Source organism: Halomonas sp. MCCC 1A13316 (genome assembly GCF_014931605.1).
Classification (GTDB): Bacteria; Pseudomonadota; Gammaproteobacteria; order Pseudomonadales; family Halomonadaceae; genus Halomonas.
Genome location: NZ_CP053382.1, coordinates 4,054,639 through 4,074,179 on the forward strand (window position 1 = coordinate 4,054,639; position 19,541 = coordinate 4,074,179).

Consider the following 19,541-nt stretch of genomic DNA (forward strand, 5'->3'; position numbering starts at 1 on the left):
GATTTATTACTGCGCTCGATATCCTGGCCGCTGGCGGTGCCGAAACGTCGGACCATCGCAATCCTCATTGAACAGTCAGTCAACTCCGGATGCTGCGCTCCGGCAGCGGCCAGCCTCTCTTCGCTCGCGACATAAATCAGCGTTCCCTTTTTCACAAAGCGAGATACGGAAAGACCATCATGCTTGATTACCGAGCGCCGCTGCGCGACATGCAGTTCATCCTCGACGAGCTGGCCGGTCTCGAGCGGATCGCTAAACTGCCCGGCTGCGAGGACGCCTCGGCCGACCTGGTGAGCGCCGTGCTGGAGGAAGCCGGCAAGTTCGCCAGCGGCGTGCTCGCCCCGCTCAATACAGTCGGCGACCGCCAGGGCTGCCGCCTGGAAGGCGAGCGGGTGATCGTTCCCGACGGCTGGCAGGCGGCCTACGACCAGTTCCGCGATGCCGGCTGGATAGGCCTTTCACTGCCGCCGGAGCACGGCGGCCAGGGGCTGCCCAAGCTGGTCTCCGCTCCGGTGTGGGAGATGTGGTTCTCCGCCAACATGGCCTTCGCCATGCTGCCCCAGCTCAACGTGGGCCAGACCGAGGCGCTGATGATCGCCGCCAGCGAGGAACAGAAAGCCACCTGGCTCGAGAAGATCGTCAGCGGCGAGTGGGCAGCCACCATGAATCTTACCGAGCCCCAGGCCGGCTCCGACCTGGCCGCCACCCGCATGCGCGCCGAGCCTACTGATGACGGGGCCTACCGCCTGTTCGGCCAGAAGATCTTCATCTCCTACGGTGAGCACGAGCTCACCCCCAACATCGTGCACCTGGTGCTCGCCCGGTTGCCCGACGCTCCGCCCGGGATCAAGGGGCTGTCGCTGTTCCTGGTGCCCAAGTACCTGCTCGACGCACAGGGCGATCCGGGGCAGAAGAACGACATCCGCTGCATCGCCATCGAGCACAAGATGGGCATCCACGGCAGCCCCACCTGCACCCTGAGCTACGGCGACGACGGCGGCGCCCTGGGTTATCTGGTCGGCGAACCGCACACCGGCCTGGCCACCATGTTCGTGATGATGAACGAGGCCCGCTTCAACGTGGGGGTGCAGGGCGTGGCGCTGGGCGAGCGCGCCTACCAGGCGGCCCTCGCCTACGCCCGGGAGCGGGTCCAGGGTCGCGACATCGTCAGCGGCGAGGCTGGCAAAGCAATTCTCGCCCACCCCGACGTCAAGCGCATGCTGGTGTCGATGCGGGCCCGGCTGATGGCCATGCGCGCCCTGCTCTACACTGCCGCCGGCTGGTTCGACATCGCTCGCCATCACCCCGATGCCGAGGGCGCCGACAAGCGCCGTCGCTACGTCGACCTGCTGATGCCGGTGGCCAAGGGCTGGTGCACCGAGGTGGGCAACGACCTCTGCGACGAGGCGATCCAGGTGTTCGGCGGCATGGGCTTCGTCGAGGAGACCGGGGTCGCCCAGCTGTTCCGCGATGCCCGCGTCATCACCATTTACGAAGGCACCACCGGCATCCAGGCCAACGACCTGCTGGGCCGCAAGATCCTGCGCGAGGACGGCGCCACCCTGCGCGAGCTGATCGCCGATTTTCGTGAGACAGCCGACCAGCTCGGCAGAAAGGAGCTCGGTGACTTGGCACAGGCGCTGCACGACCAGGCCAACCTGCTCGACGAAACCATCGACTGGCTGCTCGCCCACAAGGCCGATACCGCCGAGCTGTATGCCGGCGCCGTACCGCTGCTGCACCTGCTCGGTATCGCCTGCGGTACCTGGCAGATGGCGCGCCTGGCGCTCGCCGCCGACACGCGCCGCGAGACCGGCGACGGCGATGACGACTACCTGTTGGGGCTCGTCGAGCTGGCGCGCTTCTATATGGCCACCCAGGCGCCCCAGGCTCGTGCTCACGGCCATACGCTACGCCAAGCCGGCGGCGTGCTGACTCGCTTCCTCGAAGGCGAGCTGTAAACATCCCACGATAGCAACAAGATACAAAGCGAACAGAAAACGAAAAAAGGCGAACCATCGAAACATCCTGATGGTTCGCCTGACTTGTTACGAGCGATCGAAACAGAGGCCAAGTCATGACTTGGCCAAGCTTGTGTTAGAACCTGTACATCGCCATCAACTCCACCTGCTGCCCGCCCGGGCGCAACGGCATGGTCGACGCATTGCGGTCACGCCATTCGATACCGAAGTCCAGGTTGGGCAGGTACGTATAGATAAGATTGACGTTGATCATTTGCAGCGTGTCGTCGGCAACGGTCGGCGATACTTCATCCGCTTCTACCTGAGCATAGCGAATATTGCCGCGGAATTGATCATTGAAACGATGGCTCAGACCTGCACTCAACCCTGTCGTACTCACCAGATCCCCAGACGCATCGACCTCCCCTCGCGCCGCAATGGTGCTGGGGTTCGTTGCACCGTTATACCCCCAGCCGGAGTAAACGTTGTTGCCCTTCCCCGTGTAGCCGCTCAGGGCCAGCGAGGTATTGCCGAAGTTGAGCTTTGCTGCCAGGGAGAACGCGGCGCCGAATTCCGAATCGTCGATACCGGTCTCGACCTCCCGCCCGGTAACCGCGGCATTGAAGGCGTGTCCCGACTCGGTGCGATGCGTGTAGGAGGCGACCATGTCCGGGAAGTCGGCATCCTGGTAGACCGGGTCCTGCAGGCTGAAACGGAAGCCACCCGGCGTGTAGTGCAGGACCACGTCGGGTCGAACGACCGCGCCGCTACCGGAGACACTTCCGACCCCCGTTCCGTAGAAATCGAGGATTTCGACATCGAATGGCGCGTTGGCAAAGAACTGGCCGGACCAGGTCTGCCCGAGGGTAAAGTTGTCGACCTGGATGTAGGCATGGCGCAAACGCATGGCGTAACTGGTATCCGAGGTATCCGTCGCATTGTCCCAGAAGTCGCCCTCGATGAAGCCCGTCACGCTATGGCCCTGAACTTCCTTGTCGACCTTGAAGTTGATGCGTGACTGGCGAGCGCTCGCATCGAAGTTCCTGTCGCCCCCATCAGGATCGGTAAAGATCCCCTCCGCCTTGACGTAACCGCCGATGCTGAGATTCGCGCCACCGACTTCACCCAGATCCAGGGCATGAGCCTGTGCAGTAACGGTCGAAAGCGCTACCGCCATGGCCAGGCTTTTTTTATTTAGCTTCATTGTTCATCTCCGTGTTGTTCTAGTTCGATAAGTGCTGCTTGCTACTCATGTCCCTTGCGCTCTTTCTTGCACCCGCCAACTCCCTTGGCGGGCTCTTCCGGTTGGAATGACCGGTGAGAACTCAGCCCACCTTGACGATCAGCGCCGCAGCGGAGTCGCCGGCCGCGCAGCCGGTGACCAGGGCGTAGCCGCCACCCTTCAGCGCGGTTTCTTCAATGGCCTCGATCAGCAGGCGCGCCAGCGTCGGCGCCTGGGGGTGGCCGTAGACCAGCGAGGTGCCGTAGTTGTTGAAGGTGTCGGCATCGAGCCCCAGCGCCTTGGCCAGGTGCAGGTCGTTGGCGATGAACGGCGAGTGGTTCTTGATCGTCTTGATCTGGTCGAGAGTCAGGCCCGCCCGGTCGAGTGCACGCTTGACCGATTCCGCCGGTGCCATGGGCATGTGCGCCGGCTTGGTACGGGCATGGCCGTAGGCCACCACCTGGACGGCCAGTCGGGGGTCCGTGCTGAGTTCGACGGCGCGCTCGCGGGTGGTGATGACGATGCCGGCATTGGCATCGGCCGGATGGGTCTGGGCACCGTAGGTGTGAATGCCGTCGGGCTGCACCGCCCGCAGCTTGGCGAGGCCCTCGGCACTGGTCGCGGTCACGCCCTCGTCGGCCTCGACGAGCTTGGTCTCCTTGCGCGAGACCGCGACCTCGACGGGAAACATGTAGCGCTTCTGGAAGGCGCGGTCGTCGGCCAGCGCCTCGGCATACTGCTCGTAACGCCGCAGGGTCAGCTCGTCGGCCTGCTCCCGGCTGAAGCCATGCTCGCGGGCGACGTTTTCAGCGGTGGTCAGCATGTCCTTGCCGGTGGCCGGGTCGGCGGCGATGTTGTCCATGTTCCAGTTCTCGGCGATCACCTCGCCACCCGGCCCGTTGGGGTTGGGCCAGATGGTGTGGGGGCCGTTGGAGGGCCGGTCGGCGAGCAGGCAGTAGGTGGTCTCGAAGCTGCCGGAGTCCACTGCCAGCGCAGCATTGAATACCGCCGTGGTGGCGGTGGCGCAGGCCTGGGTGATGTTCTGGCCCGGCGCCTGGCCGGCGCCCATCATGGCCGCGGCCCAGGGCGCGCCGTAGAAGATCGACTTCTGCCCCACCGACACGCCCAGGTAGAGGTAGTCGAAGATCGTGGGGTCGATACCGCGGCTGGCGAACCAGCGCTTGCTGGTGGCCGCGCCCAGTTCGATGGAGTTGGCGTTGGCCAGGCTGCCCATCCACTTGCAGAAGGGGCTGGAGTAGTAACCGCCGTAGGGGATATAGGCGTTCTTGAACATGTCTTTTCTCCTCGACGTTCAGTCGCGTGTCAGATGCTCGCGCAGACCGCCCCACTGGGGCTGGAAGAGCGCCGCCGGCATCTCGCGCAACGAGGTGGCGATGCGTGGCACGAAGTCCATGGCCGCCAGGATGTCGCGCTCGATATCGATGCCCGGGGCGATCTCGGTGAGGGTGACTTCGCCATCGAGCAGTTCGAAGACGCAGCGCTCGGTGACGAACAGCACCGGCTTGCCGGTCTCCTGGGCATAGCGGCCGCTGAAGGTGATCTGGTCGACGCGCTGCACGAACTTGCGGCGATGCCCCTCCTGGCGAATGGCGAGGCGGCCGTCCTCGATCGCCAGCTCGCCGCCGTTGGTGAAGGTGCCGCAGAACACCACCTTGCGAGCGTTCTGGCTGATGTTGATGAAGCCGCCCGGCCCCACCACCTTGTCGCCGAACTTGCTGACGTTGAGGTTGCCTTCGTGATCGGTCTGGGCCAGACCCAGGAAGCAGACGTCCAGCCCGCCGCCGTCGTAGAAGTCGAACTGGTAGCCGTGGTCGATGATCGCTTCGGCGTTATAGGAGGTGGCGAAGTCGCCGCCACTGGCGGGCACTCCGCCATAGGTGCCGAGCTCGGTGGTCAGGGTCATGAGGTCGCTGACGCCCTCCTCGGCGGCCACGCTGGATACCCCTTCGGGCATGCCGATGCCGAGGTTGACGATGCCCCCCGGCACCAGCTCCATGGCGGCACGCCGGGCGATCACCTTGCGCGGATCCAGCGGCAGCGGCTTGATACCGCCCAGCGGCATCCTGAGGTCGCCTGAAAGCGCCGGGTTGTAGGTGGTGGTGATGGTCTGCATGTGATGCTCGGGCTCGGCCACCACCACGTAGTCGACCAGGTCGCCCGGTACCTTGACCTGCTTGGGGTGCAGGCTGCCCTGGGTAGCCAGGTACTCCACCTGGGCGATGACGATACCGCCGCTGTTCTTGGCCGCCTGGGCCATGGAGAGTTGCTCGAGGAGCAGTGCCTCGCGCTCCATGCTCAGGTTGCCGCGCTCGTCGGCGGTGGTGGCACGAATCACCGCCACGTCGACCGGGAAGGTGCGATAGAGCAGCCACTCCTCGCCTTCGAGTTCGACCAGCTTGACCAGGTCCTCCTCGGCGGCGGCATTGGCCTTGCCACCCTCGAGGCGCGGGTCGACGAAGGTGCCCAGCCCCACCTTGCTGATCACGCCGGGCTTGTTGCCGGCAATGTGGCGCCATAGGTGAGCCAGTACGCCCTGTGGCAGCAGGTAACCCTCGAGGTGGTTCTCGCGGATCAGCTCGCCCATGCGCGGGGCCTGGCCGGTGTGCCCGCTGATCAGTCGCTTGACCAGGCCGGCATGGCCCAGGTGGTTCATGCCGCGGGTCTTGCCGTCGCCGCAGCCACAGCTGTGCGCCACGGTGAGGTTGCGGGGGGCACCGGTCTCCAGGAAGCGCGCCTCCAGTGCGGTGGCCACGGCTTCGGCAAATCCGCTCAGGCCGGCGGTGGTCCAGATGACGGTGTCGTCATCCTGAATCAGGCTCGCCGCGGTGCTGCTGTCGATGACCTTGTTCACTCTCTCGCTCTCCTTGGGGAGACATTTTTCATTGAAGCATCAATATATTATTGTATAAACAAACTAAATAGTCGGAGCTTGAGCCGCCAATGGCGAGCGTCAGGCGCCCGCCTTCTTTCGTCTCAGCCGCCGGTCAGCGCCAGCACGATCTGGGGATAGAAGACCACCAGTGCGACGACCACGATGTCGGCCACCAGGAAGGTCGTCACGCCCTTGAAGATGTCCATCAGGGAGGCGTACTGACCCGCCACGCCCTTGATCACGAAGATGTTCATGCCCACCGGCGGGGTGATCATGCCGATCTCGAGCAGCTTCACCAGCAGTACGCCGAACCAGATCAGGCTCACGTCGTAGAGTTCGAACACCGGCAGCAGCACGGGTAGGGTCACCAGCATGGCGCCGAAGGGCTCCATGAAAAGCCCCAGGAAGAGGTAGATCAGCACCACCACCAGCATCAGTTCGAGATAGGAGAGTTCCCAGCCGGTCACCGCGCCGGTGATGAAGCCGGCCAGGCCGCTCAGGCTCAGGAAGAGGGTGAACATGCTGGCGCCGACGCCGATGATCAGCAGTGCCGAAGTGGTAGAAAGAGTCTCGAGCAGCGCGGCCTTCATCGCCTTGCCATCCAGGCGCCCCAGCACCAGGCCGATGAGGATCGCTCCGGCGGCCCCCACGGCACCGGCTTCGGTGGCGGTAAAGAACCCCGAGAACAGGCCGCCGAACACCAGCACCCCCAGCACCAGCACCGGCCAGATGTCGAGCAGCGCCTGTCGGGCGGTGATGTCGCGAGCCCCCACGGCTTCCCGCGGCACGATGTCCGGTCGCAGCCAGCTGACCACCAGGATCACCAGGCTATAGCTCAGGGCCGTCAACAGCCCGATGGTGATGCCCCCCAGGAACACCTGGGTGATCGACACCTGGGCGAAGACGCCATACACGATCATCAGGATGCTGGGCGGGATCAGCGCGCCGATGGTGCCGCCGGCGGCGATGGTGCCGCAGGCGAAGCTCGGCTTGTAGCCACCGCGTACCATCTCGGGAATGGCAATGCGCCCCATGGCCGCCGAGCAGGCCACGCTCGAGCCACTCACCGCGGCGAAGCCGGAGCTGGCCACGATGCTGGATATCGCCACCCCGCCGGGCAGCCAGCGAAACACCACCTTGGCGGCATTGAAGAGCCCGTTGGTAAGCCCGGTGTGATAGCAGACGAAGCCCATCAGCAGGAACATCGGCACCGCGCTGAGCGTCCACTTGGCGATGAATTCATAGGGCGTAGAGGAGAGCATGCCGATAGCGGTGTTCCAGCCGAACATCATCGTCATGCCGCCCAGCGCAACTACGACCAGCGAGAGCGCCACCGGCACCCGTAGCGCCAGCAGCAGCATCAGGATGGCGAGGCCGTAGAAGCCAACGTCAACGGACATGGAGATCACCTATCATCAGACGTGCCGGAAGGAGGGGCCGTGTCTCTGAGCAGGAACGGCAGCCGTACCACACAGACCACCGCCGCCAGGGCGAAGGCAGCGGGCAAGGCGAAGTAGGTCGGCCAGACCGGCATGGGGAAGTTCAGCGACATCACATAGGAGCCGATGTCGTACTGCTCCATCGCCTTGCCCCAGGTGGCCACGGCCAGTACGCCATAGACCGCGGCCGAGAGCAGCGACACCAGCACGTCGGACAGGCGCACCAGCCAGGGCTTCATCAGCCCTTCCAGGGCTTCCACGGCGATCATCTCCCGGCGCCACTCCACCCAGCCCAGCGGCAGCAGCGCCAGGGTGATCAGGTAGTAGCGGGTCACCAGCTCCACGGTAGCGGGGATCGACACGGACAGCGTGGCGCGCAGCAGCACATCGAGGGTGATGTGGATCACCATCAGCAGAATGCCGAGCGTCCCCAGCAGGGCCAGGCCGACGGCGGCCCGGTTGGTGAGACGGTAGAGAGCATCCATGACGAGTCTCCGAGAGGGGCGGTACCGAAGGCCGGCGTGCCGGCCTTCGGGCTAGGAGCCTGGCGGCATCAGGTTCCGTAAGTGGAGAAATCCACCCCGTCCCAGATCTCGCGATTCATGGCCTCGGCAACCGCTTCGGGATCCGCGCCGACCTCCTCGACGATGGCGGTCCACTTCTCCACCAGCGACTGGAAACGCTCGATCTTGGCCGACGCATCTTCCACGCCGTGGCGGCTCTCCGCCTGCTCCGCGGCATAGACCAGGTCTTCCTCGAGGAAGGCCTCTACGGCCTCCATCAGCTCGGGCTCGGGTTCCAGAATCTCGATACCGCTTTCGCGTGCAACCTCGCGGGCCTCGTCGGCCATCTCGTAACCCCAGCGCTGGGTGATGGCGGCGGATGCCTCGACCGAGGCATGCACCAGCGCCTCACGCTGCTCGGCAGCAAGCGAGTCCCACGCCTGCTGACCGACCGCATGGGAAATGGTGCTATGGAAAGTGCCCAGCTCGACATCGGTGACATAATTCAGCACGTCATCCAGCCGGAAGGAGATGATGTCGGCAACGGAAGCGATGGTGCCTTCGATCACACCCTGGGAGAGCGATTCGTAAGTCTCCCCCACCGGGATGGAGGCCGGCGACACCCCCACGGATTCGGCCCAGCGAGAGTACTGGGGACCACCCACTCGCATGCGCAGCCCCTGGAGGTCGTCGAGAGAACGTACCGGCTCGGTACTCAGTATCCGGTAGAGATCCGAGGCATGAGAGCTGGTATAGACGATGCCCAGTTGCTTGAGCTCCTGCTGACACTCGGCACAGGTGACGATGTATTCGGTTACCGCCGCGCCCATGGCATGGGGATTGGTACCCAGGAAAGCCAGGTCGCCGACCAGGTTGATCTCGGGCAGGTCGGCCGGGAAGTAGGCCGGCAGGAAGAGACCGACCTCCACCAGGCCGCTCTTGATGGCGTTACGCATGTTGCCGATGTTGGCCACCTCGGTCCCCAGCAGGTTGCCCGTCAGTTCACCATCGGTCTTCTCGGCCAGACGCTCGGCAAATTCGGTGAACATGGGGTTGTAGGCGGGATGCGCCGGCGGCACACCGGGCGCCATGCGCAGATCGCGGGCCTGGGCTTGGCCGGCGAGCGCCAGGCTCCCGACGGTAGCGGCGACGGCAAGGGTCTTGAACAGCGTGCGACGTGTCATGGGTTACCTCGGCGGCTTATATTTGTTTGTGTATAAAACAATGGTTATTACCATCTATTTGAAAGCCGATTATAGTCCAGACAGCAACCCCTCCTGATACCCGACTTTGGTATAGGCGTCAGCGCTCGCTGGCCTGGGGCTTTTCTCCAGGCGCAGTGATGCCGCCCCGGTACGGGGCAGGAGAGAGATTTCGGGTCGAAGATCGAGGAACGGAGCCAAGCGGGAGTCGCCCAAGCACCTTCATTGGCACAGCAGAGCGAGCGCCTGGACCCTGGTTGAAAGCCCGACTCGAGTAGGTAACACGAAACCAAGCTGCTGGGCGAAGCTTGTCAGCGCTTAGACCACCAGGCGCGAGATCATATAGCTTTCGCCATCTTCAGCTATGACGCGAATTGAAGACGAAGCGGCCAAGGTAAGCAGCTCTTCCAGCGAGACCCTAGCGGAAGACAGATCAACCGTTTGCTGCGCAAGATCGCTCGTGTCGATGGGCTGGCGCTTGTGGGGCTCGGATATGATTCGCCTAACTGCCAGAATTGAACCAGCTCAGATCCAGACGTCATTCTCGGCGGTCCGCTCGCCTCCGGCCTGCCCCGTATTCAGAACCCCGCGCGGCTCGATCAGCATCACTTCCGCCTCCTGCTCGGCGAAAGGCTTGTGCTCGACGCTCTTCGGGACCACCAACATCTCACCGGCGGCCAGGTTAACCGCACCATCGCGGAAGTCGATGCGCAGGTTGCCCTTGATCACCAGGAACACCTCATCCGTCTCGGGATGATCATGCCAGACGAAATCGCCCTCCAGCTTGACCACCTTGAACTGGTAGTCGTTCATCTCGGCAATCATCCTGGGTGACCACTGCTCGTTGAGCAGGCCAAGCTTCTGCTGGATATCGATCGCCTTGTAGTCCATTTCCCCTCCCCTCGTCGGAGACCGTTCGAGTCGCCGAATTGGCTCGCCCCGCAATCGGCCGCGATATAGCTACGCTAGCCGAGCGAGGCGAGACAAAACAGGGACAGTTATGCCCTTCCGCACATGGCAGTTGAGGCTTTGACCATCACCATCCGGTATCAAGACCAGCTTGCCTTAGAGGCGCTAGCTCTCCAGCGCCGCGAACGCTTCGGCGATGGTGGGTGGAGCCGTGGGGCGGGAGTACATCGTCTTCAGGAACTCTCTCAGCCGCGGCGCATCGCCGAGCATGTCCTCCTCGTTCGCCCAGTCCAGGGTATAGGCGGCGTTGAAGTCGGCCACGCTGAGCCGGTTGCCCACCAGGTACTCGCGCTCCTTCATATGCCGCTCGAGCACGGCCACCATCTCCACGCACTCCTGCCTCGCCTGATCGACATCCTGGGGCAACCGTTGCTCTTCCGGGTAAATGAACGTCTGGCGCGCAATGCGCCACAGTGGCTGCTCGATCTCGGTCACCAGGAAGAAATTCCAGCGATGCATCTGGGCCCGCTCCTCGACAGTATCCGGGATGAAACCCGCCTGTGGGTACTTTTCGGCCAGGTAGAGCTGTATCGCAGCCGATTCGGTCAGCACGAGGTCGCCATCGACCAGCACGGGAATCTTGCCGGCGGGGTTGAGAGAAAGGAATGCCTGCTGCTGGTGTTCACCTTGCATGAGGTCCACCGGGCGCGTCTCGTACTCCAGGCCCAGTTCGTTGAGCAGCCAGATGGCCCGTAGGGTGCGGGTCGGGGGCGTGCCGTAGAGTGTGATCATTGTCAGCTCCGTGGTTTGGCATGGATTCGCTGTTTCCTTGGCTCTTGATCCACTCGAACCGCTGCGGGCGGAATCGACACCACCTAAGCAAAATACCCCTTCCATAACGCAAAGAGCCAGCGCTGTGCGCTGGCTCTTTGCGTCGTATCGAGTTGCCGCCCCGCCTCGATGCAGGCGTGAGCTCTTGCGTCAGATATAAAAGTTGTAGCGCAAGCGGCCCTGGTTCTGGCGGTAGGCACTCTCGGTCATCCGCTCAAGCAGACGATAGGCGGCCAGGCCGAAGCGCTTGAGCAGGGAGGCCTTAGGAGCCGTAGCGGTTACGTCGAGAGAAATCGTTTGGGTAGTCATGGCATGGACCCCGGTTATTTCATAAGGATGCTAACAGAATAACCTAGAGTTAGACTTTAGTCCAATTTCTTAGCCTTTAGTCGCATGCGCCATGACGCTTGTTTCATCCCCTCCGCTTTCGTCCTCTCAGCATTCAAGCCTCACTACGCTCGGAGGCGGTGGCTCGCGATAAAGCGCCTCGACGATGTCGGCCCGGTTCTCCAGCACGGCCCGCTGGTTGATCGAGCCCTTGTCGGTGATCTCGTGGGCATCCAGGCGCGGCGGCCCGTCGAGCAGCACCAGGCGCCGCACCCGGGTGGAGCTACCCGTGCTGTGGGCGTCCAGGTCGCGCAGCATCTGCAGGAATCGCTCGCGCACCGAATCGCTTGCCAGCACCGCGGCGGCATCGGCCGCGCCGCCCAGCCCCGCCAGTTCGCGACACTTCTCCAGGTCGGGGAATACCATGACCGAGACATAGGGCTTGTCGATCCCGGCGATCACCACGTCCTTTACGTGGGGGGCGCCGGCTTCGATGATGCGCGCCCGCAGCGGCCCGACGCTGACCCAGGTGCCGGTATCCAGCTTGAAGTCCTCGGAGATGCGTCCGTCGAAGCTCATGCCGCGCTGGGGGTCGTCCGGGTCGATGAACTTGACCGCATCGCCCAGGCAGTAGTAGCCCTCCTCGTCGAAGCTCTTCGCGGTGACCTCGGGCTGGCGCCAGTAGCCCGGCATCACGTTAGGGCCTTTCACCCGGCACTCCAGCTTGCCGCCGTTCGGCACCAGCTTGATCGTCACCCCGCGGGCGGGCAGGCCCACCACGCCCGACCTGGATTCCTCCAAGGAGGCGAACATCGCCGAGGGCGCGGTCTCGGTGGCGCCCAGGCCGGTCAGCATGCCCACCTTGCAGCCCAGGGTCCGGATGGCCAGGCGGTCGAGCTCGTCCCAGATGTGCTGGGAGAGCCCCGCCGCGGCGAAGAACATCAGGTTGAGGCGGGAGAAGAAGGTCTCACGCAGGGCATCCTCGCGCTTCAGATAGTCCACCAAGATCTCGAAGCCCTTGGGCACGTTGAAGTAGACCGTCGGTGCGATCTCGCGCAGGTTGGCGATGGTGGTCTCGAACTCGCCCGGCACCGGGCGGCCGTCGTCGATGTAGAGGCTGCCGCCGTTGTAGAGCACGATGCCGACGTTGTGGTTGCCGCCGAAGGTGTGGTTCCAGGGCAGCCAGTCCACCAGTACCGGCGGTTCGTCGCGCATGAAAGGCATCAGGGAAGCCAACATCTCCTGATTGGCGCAGAGCATGCGATGGGTGTTGATGACCCCCTTGGGCATGCCGGTGGAGCCGGAGGTGAACAGGAACTTGACGATGGTCTCGGGGGTGACGGCCGCACGGGCTTCATCCACCGCCGCGGTCACGGGCGTATCCAGTAGCGTATCGAAGGCACTCACGCCCGGAAATCCTGCCGGGTCCACGGCCACGCAGCCGCAGTCGGCCGGCTGCACCGCCGCCAGGGCCGGTGCGAAATCCTTGGCCTTGTCGACCATCAGCAGGCCGGGGGTGAGCAGCTCGACAATATGACGCAGCTTGCCGAAGTCGCGGCTGACCAGCGAATAGGCCGGCGATACCGGGGCAAAGGGGATGCCCACGTACATTGCCGCCAGCGCCAGCTGCAGGTGCTCGATGGAGTTGCCGCTGAGGATGGTCAGTGGCCGCTCGACGCTCAGGCCGTGGTTCAGCAGCCCCTGCGCCAGGCTGCGTACCCGCGTCAGAGTCTCCGCGTAGCTCAGGCGCTGCCACTCGCCGGTACCGTCGCGTCGTGCCACGAAGGTGCGGTCGGGTGCTTCGTGGGCCCAGCGCTCCAGGCAATCGAGCAGCGTGTCGGGATAGGCGCCGAGGGGTTCCTCGACGCTGAGAAGTCGGGTTCCGTCATCGCGCAGAGTCAGCTTGGCAGTGGCGGTGCCCAGATGGACATCGCGAAAGGAGTGAGACATGGGCGCTCCGGCTGTTTGTGATCGTTATCAGCATCGAAAGGGGCATCTCGCTACCCTCGGCATGGGAGCCTTGGTAACATGGAGTCCAGTATTTTTTTAAATTGTTGGTGTGTCAAACATTTCGCCAGCATAACATTATAGTCCGATGAGCCGAAGGCAGATAACGAAAGCTTTCAGATCAAAGAGATAAGCGCGGAGAGACGTACAACGGAGACGGTTGCCCTGGCTGAGCTGCGACTAAAGTAGATGCCCTAGCGGGCCTCGCCGACCGGTATCCGATAGGCTGTTCGCTGCTTTCCGCCTCATGGCTCACCCAACGTCAGGGCCGACCAACCTATGAGCAACGACGACCAGAACGGAATCGATTACTCCATGCTGCAATCGCGCCTCGGCTACAAGCTACGCCGAGCGCAGCTCGTCTACTTCGACGTGTTCTTCGAAGCCTGTGCCCAGGAAGGCATTACCCCGGGGCTGTTTAGTATCCTCGCCATCATTTACCACAATCCGGGGCTTACCCAGTCGGCGGTTTCCACGGCCCTGGACGTGGACCGCTCGGCCATGGTGGCGGCCATCGACAAGCTGGAGAGCATGGAGGTAGTGGAGCGCCGCAAGTCGAAGAACGACCGTCGCTCCTATGCGCTCTACCTGACGGAAAAGGGCAAGACCTTCACCGAGCGGCTCAACCGCAAGGTCGCCGCGGGGGAAGACAACTTCGACAGCTTCATGAAGGAAGGTGAGCGCGAGTGGCTGCTCGATCTTCTCGACCGCATCATCGAGGCCAGGAAGGGAGGCTGAACAGGTAGCGGTGAGCGCTTTCCAGCGGATCAGGGAGAGGGCATGTCCCGTTTTTGGGGTCGCGCCCGCTTAGCAGCTATGGGGATCGTCTTTTTCATCGAACCCCTCGCCCAACAATTGCCGAGCGAGGGGGATGAACAATGACTCCTTCGAGCACGCCAACGCCGCGTAGCCCAAGCGCTGTTTACAGGAACTTGGTCAGCTGCAGGCGGAAGGTATCGCCCTCGCTCTCTAGCCCCTTCAGCCCACCCGCCTCGGCATCGTACTCGTGGTAGACAGCCCCCTTGAGCATGACCCCGGCCGTGGGCCAGAGGTAGCCCGCCTCGGCGCCGATGGCGTGGCGCTCCGCCTTGGCGCCGGTCGGTGCGCCGTCATCGGCTTCGAGCTGCCAGGCATCGTATCCCACCAGGCCCAGCTCGAGACCACTTTCCAGGCGATGGCCGAAACCCCACTCCACCAGCCAGCTGTCTCCCGGGGTGATGCCGGTCACGTCCTGCTCGGTTTTGATCTCGTAGCGAGAGAGGGCTGAGAAGTTCCAGCGCCGCTCGGCATCGAAGTGCCAGATGCCCCCCAGGGTGAACATGGTCGTGCCGTAGCCCTTTCCTACCGACGCCGGGTTGCCAGCCTCGAAGTCGGCGCTGTCGAACCAGTGTCCGGCGGCGAAGGTGGCGTCCCACTGTTCCCCATGCCAGCCCAGGATCAGCGGGCCGACGAAGACGTCGCCGATGCCGTCATCGTCGAAACCCTGCCCACCGGCAATATCCAGGTCGAACTCGATGTCGAGCATCGGCACGATCGCTTCCATCCCGTAGTCGGCCCCGAGGAACCGGTTGCCGGTCATCCAGATGAAGCGATGGGCCAGCGCGGTGACCGAGCCACTGTTGTTGCCGGGCACGGCATCACCCGAAGCGTCGTTGAAGCGGTCGACGTCATAGTGGAGCAGGTAGCCTCGGTAATAGAGCCCCTCGGGTGGCGCGGCGGCCGCGCTCAACCCCTCGATTCCCGGTGGATAGTGGCCGTTGACGGCGAGAGCGGGCGTGACGACGAGACTGGCCCCCAAGGCAACCAGCCAGGAAAGTGTCGAAGTCTTCATCAAGAGTTTTCTCTTTTGTTGGTGGCTTGCCCTGCCGCTCCTCGCAAGGAGAGGCAGGGCTGCCGCTCGTAGATCAGAACGGATAGGCGCGTGGTGTCTGCTGTACGCTGACCCAGTGGTCGGTAGTGAACTCCTCGATGGCCCAGTCACCGTTGAAGCGGCCTAGCCCGGAATTCTTCTCGCCGCCGAACGGCACGTGAGCCTCGTCGTTGACCGGCATGTCGTTCACATGGGTCATTCCCGCCTTGATGCCTTGGGCGAAGCGCAGGCCTCGCGCCAGGTCGCCGCTGAACACGGCACTCGACAGGCCGTACTCAGTGCCGTTGGCGAGCTCCAAGGCATGCGCCTCGTCGCGGGCTCTCTGGATACCCACCAGCGGGCCGAAGATCTCCTCGCGGCTGATCTCCATGTCCGCCGTGACGTCACCGAAAACATGAGGCGGCACCAGCTGCCCCTGGATCTCGCCTTCCAGCAGCACGGTCGCGCCTTCCTTCCGGGCAGTGGCAATCTTCGCCTCCAGCCCTTCACGCTGTTTGGCATTGATCACCGGCCCTACCACGGTGGCCATGTCGTCGGGGTCCCCCACTCGCAGTCCTTTGACCTTCTCCACGAAACGCTCGACGAAGACGTCGTAGAGGTTCTCGGCAACGATGATGCGGTTGACTGCCATGCAGATCTGGCCCTGGTGCAGGAACTTGCCCATTGCCGCGGCGTTCACTGCCTGATCGAGATCGGCATCGTCCAGCACCACGAAAGGGCTGTTGCCGCCCAGTTCCAGCGAGACCTTCTTGATATGCTCGCCGCCGCTGGCAATGCGGCCGATGCCGCGGCCAACCTGGGTGGAGCCGGTAAAGGAGATAAGCCGCGGCACGCGGTGCTCTACGAAGGCATCGCCGATCTCGCTGCCGGCTCCCACCACCACGCTGAGCAGCCCCTCGGGCAAGCCGGCCTCCTCGAAGATCCTCGCCAGCAGCAGGCCGCCGGTGACAGGGGTGTCGCTAGCCGGCTTGACCACCACGGCGTTACCCAGCGCCAGCGCCGGAGCGATGGAACGCTGGGAAAGATGCAGCGGGAAGTTCCACGGGCTGATCACCCCCACCACGCCCAGCGGATTGCGGTAGACACGGTTCTCCTTGCCCGGCACGTTGGAGGGCAGCGTCATGCCGTGTACGCGGCCTGGCATGCTGGCAGCCTCCAGGGTAATGCCACGGGCCGCGCCCCACTCGACGTTGGCCTTGAGACGAGTACTGCCCGACTCGCGGATCAGCCAGTCGACGATCTCCTCCTTGCGTGCGTCGAAGATCGCCACCACCCGATGCAGCAGAGCGCTGCGCTCGGCCGGCGGGGTCGCCGCCCACTCGGACTGGGCCCGCTCGGCCGCCACGAAGGCGGTATCCAGATCTTCGCATGTTGCCAGGCGGATCGAGAGCAGCGAGCTGCCGTCGAAGGGGTTGGTCACCTCATTGCAGCGTTCGCTTGCGCCTTCGCGCCACTCGCCGGCGATGGGTTGGAGATGGAAGTCACGGTAAGCGTCACTCATGGTAATTACTCCTTGTTACTCGACAACCTCAAAGCCGGATGCCCGATTTGCCGGGCGACAGGATGCCGTTGGGATCCAGCGCCCGCTTGAGGGTTCGGTGAACTTCGCGAAGCGGCTCGCCGAAGGTGCCGGCGACCTGCTCCATGAACTCGGTGTTGGTGCGATAGAGGCCGTAGCCGCGCTTGGCGAACTCGTCGATCAGCTCAGCGAAGCAGTCGTGGGCGCGCTGGGTCTCTTCCGGATCCTGGCGGTTGTAGAGCAGGTCGATGACGTGGTGCATGTCGCGCCAGCCGACGATGTACTCGGCGACGTAGTCGAAGCCGTACTTGCCGAGAATGCGCTGGGCCAGCTCGGTCTGGTCCTTGGTCTCGCTACCCTTGGCCTGGGAGACCGGGGCGAACCACATGGAGCCGCCGCCCCCGCGCCAATTGTAGAGGCCGAACTCCTGCAGGTTCATGTCGCCCTTCATCAAGGCCGAGCGATAGGAGAAGCCGCCGCCGCGCCGTTCGGCTTCCTCGCCATACATGATCTTGGCCTTGCCACTCGCCCCGAAGGCCTGCTCGACGATCTTCCAGTTGACCTCGATCTGCTCCGGCGTGCCGTAGAGCGCCGCATAGACGTTCCACTCGCCGACGCCCTCGTCCGCCTTGATGCGCTCAATGGCCTCGCGCGGGATGGAGTCGGTGCCGTCGTAGTACTGCTTGCGCGTGACATGGGTACCCGCGTCCCACAGGGTATGCACGATGACCACGGCGTTGGGGATAATCTGGGCGATGCGCAGGGGGCGCAGCACATCGACGATCTCCTCGATGTCCTCCGGATCCTGGTACTGGATCAGGAAGGGGCGGTAGGCCGGCGGCTCGGGCATCAGCCACAGGCCCATCTTGGTGACGATGCCGAAATTGGACTGGGTGAAAAGACCGTCGATATAGGGACCGTAGCCCCACTTGAAGACCTGCCAAGAGCTGGAGTTCTCGATGCCGCCCATGCCGGTACGCACCACCTCGCCGTTGGCCAGAACCACTTCCATGCCGCACTGGAACATGAAGTGCTCGCCATAGGGGGTGTAGCCCACGCCCCGGTCCAGGGTGTTGCCCACCGGCCCGGCGATGGCCGAAGGTGCCGGCGGATCCAGCCACAGCTTGAGGTCGTTCTCCTTGATGTAGTCGTAGAGCTGCTGGTAGGTGACACCCGGCTCGAGCAGTGCCGTGCAGACATCGGGGTCGACGTCCAGGATCCGGTTCATACGGTGCAGGTCGAGGATCACCTGGCCGGTCTCGCCGGGGGCGGCACTGCCGTAGCCCAGGTTCTTCCCGGTGGAGATGGTCCAGATCGGTATCCGATACTCGTTGCAGACACGCACGATGGCCTGCACATGCTCGGTACTGGTCGGCAGCAGGGCGGCGGAGGGAATGTAATCGTCGCTGTCGCCGGCCATCATGATCTTGCTGTAGGGGGCCAGTCGGTCGCTGTCGGTCAGGACATGCTCGGCACCGAGGGTCTCGCGGAAGCGATCCAGCGCGGCATCGAAATCTGTCTCGGATACGCCCTTGGGCAGAATGCGCTCGTTAGTGCTCATGAAGTCGTCTCTCGTTTGTTCTGTTCAGGGAACCTAAAGGCGAACCAGGAAGCTCAGTTCCTCGCCACAGGCCGCATCATCGACATCGGCGTGTCGGAACTGCGGCGCGCTTCGCCTCGTCTCCTGACTAAGGGCCAAGCGTGCATATTCACGCCCCAGCGCGGCCTGCCAGCTGCCCTGTGCTGCCACCAGGGGCTCCATGATCCGGCCACGGTGACTCAGCAGCCGATGTCCTGCCGACCCATGGCGCCCCAGAGCCAGGATCCGGCCGCGCCCCGCCAGCAGGCTGGAGAGCAGCACCAAGCCGGCTTCGTCGGTGAACCCCGTCGCCAGACGGTTGGCGGGCAGCGCCGCCAGGGCCAACGGGTCGAAGCTGCCCGCATAACGAGGCATCCAGCCTTTCTCACGCAGGCCCGACCCCAGCTCGGCTGCCGAGCGATCGTTCCCATAGAGAATGATTTCGCCGTACTCCTCCTCACCGTCCGCCCCGGCTTTAGCGGCCCACGTAGCGCCCACGGCGAAGGGCGACGCGGCCCCCATCAGCAGGCCGTTCCTGATCAGTTGTCGACGTGTCAGCTGCATGGGCTTACTCCTCCCCTGCTTCCGGCTCGGCGAAGTCACCCCGCGCCAAGGCCTCGGCCAGGGCATCGAGTTCGGCATCGCTGATCTTGGCGTCCCGGAAGGCAGGCATCGCCGCGCGACCGTTGCGCACGACCCCGCGGATATGGGTGCTCCAGGCCTCCCTTCCAGCCTCGGGAACGGCCATGGTGATGGTGTCGGGTCCCACCCCGTATTCGCTGGCGTGGCAGTAGGAACAAACCTGGCGATAGATTTCGGCAGGCTCACGCTCATCGGGCTCAGCCGCGGCAATAGCCGGCTGCATTAGCGCGCCGAGCAGGATCAAGGGCGTGCCTATGAGCGAGGGGACGCGCCAGGAAGGCGCAATTGTTGTGCTGTGCATGTCGGTGTCACCCGTCTGTTCGTCAAGGGCTGGTCACAGTGGAGGCACCGATGCTGACTCTTATACTTTAGTATAAATCAATAGGTTAGCGTCGGGCTCCGCCACAACTACTGTCAAGAACCGTGCCGAAAACGGAAAAAACGTCCCCACGCCACGGCGCTACGCTGCGCGATTATGAATAAAGAAGTACGTAATACGGACGAATGTTCGCAACTTGCCTAACCATATGGTGAGCCCCTGAGCATATGGTGAACCCTTACCTTTCACGCCTTTTCCTCGCCCGCCGAACCAAGTGATATCCTGCTGCAAGCGTCTCCAACCGACCCGAGCCCTATG

Annotated in this window: 17 protein-coding genes; 2 read left to right on the forward strand and 15 right to left on the reverse strand. The window is 63.7% G+C overall.

Features of this window, described 5'->3' with window-relative positions:
* Window positions 1–179 precede the first annotated feature (179 nt).
* A complete protein-coding gene (locus tag HNO52_RS18845; protein WP_197566710.1) occupies window positions 180–1,961 on the forward strand; it encodes an acyl-CoA dehydrogenase in 1,782 nt (593 codons plus the stop codon).
* A gap of 136 nt (window positions 1,962–2,097) precedes the next feature.
* Here HNO52_RS18845 and HNO52_RS18850 read toward each other — a convergent pair whose 3' ends face one another.
* The 10 genes from HNO52_RS18850 to HNO52_RS18895 form a co-directional block, all read right to left on the reverse strand.
* A complete protein-coding gene (locus HNO52_RS18850) occupies window positions 2,098–3,165 on the reverse strand; it encodes a DcaP family trimeric outer membrane transporter (protein WP_197566711.1) in 1,068 nt (355 codons plus the stop codon).
* Window positions 3,166–3,286: 121 nt separating this feature from the next.
* Complete coding sequence (locus HNO52_RS18855; protein ID WP_197566712.1) at window positions 3,287–4,477, reverse strand: thiolase family protein; 1,191 nt, start codon at window positions 4,475–4,477, stop codon at window positions 3,287–3,289.
* Window positions 4,478–4,495: 18 nt separating this feature from the next.
* The gene (locus HNO52_RS18860; protein ID WP_197566713.1) at window positions 4,496–6,055 is read right to left on the reverse strand and encodes an acyl CoA:acetate/3-ketoacid CoA transferase; all 1,560 of its coding nucleotides are present in this window, start codon (window positions 6,053–6,055) and stop codon (window positions 4,496–4,498) included.
* Between the two features lie 122 nt (window positions 6,056–6,177).
* Window positions 6,178–7,476 carry a TRAP transporter large permease gene (locus HNO52_RS18865; protein ID WP_197566714.1) on the reverse strand — a complete coding sequence of 433 codons (1,299 nt, stop codon included), beginning with the start codon at window positions 7,474–7,476 and terminating at the stop codon, window positions 6,178–6,180.
* 5 nt (window positions 7,477–7,481) lie between these two features.
* Window positions 7,482–8,000, reverse strand: coding sequence for a TRAP transporter small permease (locus HNO52_RS18870; protein WP_197566715.1), 519 nt, complete (start codon window positions 7,998–8,000; stop codon window positions 7,482–7,484).
* A gap of 68 nt (window positions 8,001–8,068) precedes the next feature.
* Window positions 8,069–9,202, reverse strand: coding sequence for a TRAP transporter substrate-binding protein DctP (gene dctP / locus HNO52_RS18875; RefSeq protein WP_197566716.1), 1,134 nt, complete (start codon window positions 9,200–9,202; stop codon window positions 8,069–8,071).
* Between the two features lie 543 nt (window positions 9,203–9,745).
* Complete coding sequence (locus tag HNO52_RS18880) at window positions 9,746–10,111, reverse strand: cupin domain-containing protein (RefSeq protein WP_197566717.1); 366 nt, start codon at window positions 10,109–10,111, stop codon at window positions 9,746–9,748.
* 183 nt (window positions 10,112–10,294) lie between these two features.
* Window positions 10,295–10,921 (reverse strand): glutathione S-transferase family protein, encoded by a 627-nt coding sequence (locus HNO52_RS18885; RefSeq protein ID WP_197566718.1) that lies wholly within the window; start codon window positions 10,919–10,921, stop codon window positions 10,295–10,297.
* A 189-nt stretch (window positions 10,922–11,110) separates the two neighbouring features.
* The gene (locus tag HNO52_RS18890) at window positions 11,111–11,269 is read right to left on the reverse strand and encodes a hypothetical protein (RefSeq protein WP_197566719.1); all 159 of its coding nucleotides are present in this window, start codon (window positions 11,267–11,269) and stop codon (window positions 11,111–11,113) included.
* A gap of 126 nt (window positions 11,270–11,395) precedes the next feature.
* Entirely contained in the window at window positions 11,396–13,237 is a 1,842-nt protein-coding gene (locus HNO52_RS18895) for a feruloyl-CoA synthase (RefSeq protein WP_197566720.1), read from the reverse strand.
* A 336-nt stretch (window positions 13,238–13,573) separates the two neighbouring features.
* Between HNO52_RS18895 and HNO52_RS18900 the strand changes: the two genes are divergently transcribed.
* Complete coding sequence (locus HNO52_RS18900; RefSeq protein ID WP_197566721.1) at window positions 13,574–14,032, forward strand: MarR family winged helix-turn-helix transcriptional regulator; 459 nt, start codon at window positions 13,574–13,576, stop codon at window positions 14,030–14,032.
* A gap of 184 nt (window positions 14,033–14,216) precedes the next feature.
* Here HNO52_RS18900 and HNO52_RS18905 read toward each other — a convergent pair whose 3' ends face one another.
* The 5 genes from HNO52_RS18905 to HNO52_RS18925 form a co-directional block, all read right to left on the reverse strand.
* Entirely contained in the window at window positions 14,217–15,125 is a 909-nt protein-coding gene (locus HNO52_RS18905) for a SphA family protein (protein WP_197566722.1), read from the reverse strand.
* A gap of 73 nt (window positions 15,126–15,198) precedes the next feature.
* A complete protein-coding gene (locus HNO52_RS18910; protein WP_197566723.1) occupies window positions 15,199–16,665 on the reverse strand; it encodes an aldehyde dehydrogenase family protein in 1,467 nt (488 codons plus the stop codon).
* A 28-nt stretch (window positions 16,666–16,693) separates the two neighbouring features.
* Window positions 16,694–18,244, reverse strand: a complete 1,551-nt coding sequence (locus HNO52_RS18915) for an FAD-binding oxidoreductase (protein ID WP_197566724.1) — start codon at window positions 18,242–18,244, stop codon at window positions 16,694–16,696.
* A 33-nt stretch (window positions 18,245–18,277) separates the two neighbouring features.
* Complete coding sequence (locus tag HNO52_RS18920; protein WP_197566725.1) at window positions 18,278–18,826, reverse strand: hypothetical protein; 549 nt, start codon at window positions 18,824–18,826, stop codon at window positions 18,278–18,280.
* A 4-nt stretch (window positions 18,827–18,830) separates the two neighbouring features.
* Window positions 18,831–19,205, reverse strand: coding sequence for a c-type cytochrome (locus tag HNO52_RS18925; RefSeq protein ID WP_197566726.1), 375 nt, complete (start codon window positions 19,203–19,205; stop codon window positions 18,831–18,833).
* Window positions 19,206–19,541 lie beyond the last annotated feature (336 nt).

What these genes read in the sequence shown, in the direction of transcription:
- dctP (WP_197566716.1), bottom strand. Translation starts at nt 9,202, where the DNA reads ATGACACGTCGCACGCTGTTCAAGACCCTTGCCGTCGCCGCTACCGTC.
- HNO52_RS18865 (WP_197566714.1), bottom strand. Translation starts at nt 7,476, where the DNA reads ATGTCCGTTGACGTTGGCTTCTACGGCCTCGCCATCCTGATGCTGCTG.
- HNO52_RS18845 (WP_197566710.1), top strand. Translation starts at nt 180, where the DNA reads ATGCTTGATTACCGAGCGCCGCTGCGCGACATGCAGTTCATCCTCGAC.
- HNO52_RS18920 (WP_197566725.1), bottom strand. Translation starts at nt 18,826, where the DNA reads ATGCAGCTGACACGTCGACAACTGATCAGGAACGGCCTGCTGATGGGG.
- HNO52_RS18850 (WP_197566711.1), bottom strand. Translation starts at nt 3,165, where the DNA reads ATGAAGCTAAATAAAAAAAGCCTGGCCATGGCGGTAGCGCTTTCGACC.
- HNO52_RS18885 (WP_197566718.1), bottom strand. Translation starts at nt 10,921, where the DNA reads ATGATCACACTCTACGGCACGCCCCCGACCCGCACCCTACGGGCCATC.
- HNO52_RS18880 (WP_197566717.1), bottom strand. Translation starts at nt 10,111, where the DNA reads ATGGACTACAAGGCGATCGATATCCAGCAGAAGCTTGGCCTGCTCAAC.
- HNO52_RS18870 (WP_197566715.1), bottom strand. Translation starts at nt 8,000, where the DNA reads ATGGATGCTCTCTACCGTCTCACCAACCGGGCCGCCGTCGGCCTGGCC.
- HNO52_RS18910 (WP_197566723.1), bottom strand. Translation starts at nt 16,665, where the DNA reads ATGAGTGACGCTTACCGTGACTTCCATCTCCAACCCATCGCCGGCGAG.
- HNO52_RS18905 (WP_197566722.1), bottom strand. Translation starts at nt 15,125, where the DNA reads ATGAAGACTTCGACACTTTCCTGGCTGGTTGCCTTGGGGGCCAGTCTC.
- HNO52_RS18890 (WP_197566719.1), bottom strand. Translation starts at nt 11,269, where the DNA reads ATGACTACCCAAACGATTTCTCTCGACGTAACCGCTACGGCTCCTAAG.
- HNO52_RS18925 (WP_197566726.1), bottom strand. Translation starts at nt 19,205, where the DNA reads ATGCACAGCACAACAATTGCGCCTTCCTGGCGCGTCCCCTCGCTCATA.
- HNO52_RS18900 (WP_197566721.1), top strand. Translation starts at nt 13,574, where the DNA reads ATGAGCAACGACGACCAGAACGGAATCGATTACTCCATGCTGCAATCG.
- HNO52_RS18895 (WP_197566720.1), bottom strand. Translation starts at nt 13,237, where the DNA reads ATGTCTCACTCCTTTCGCGATGTCCATCTGGGCACCGCCACTGCCAAG.
- HNO52_RS18915 (WP_197566724.1), bottom strand. Translation starts at nt 18,244, where the DNA reads ATGAGCACTAACGAGCGCATTCTGCCCAAGGGCGTATCCGAGACAGAT.
- HNO52_RS18855 (WP_197566712.1), bottom strand. Translation starts at nt 4,477, where the DNA reads ATGTTCAAGAACGCCTATATCCCCTACGGCGGTTACTACTCCAGCCCC.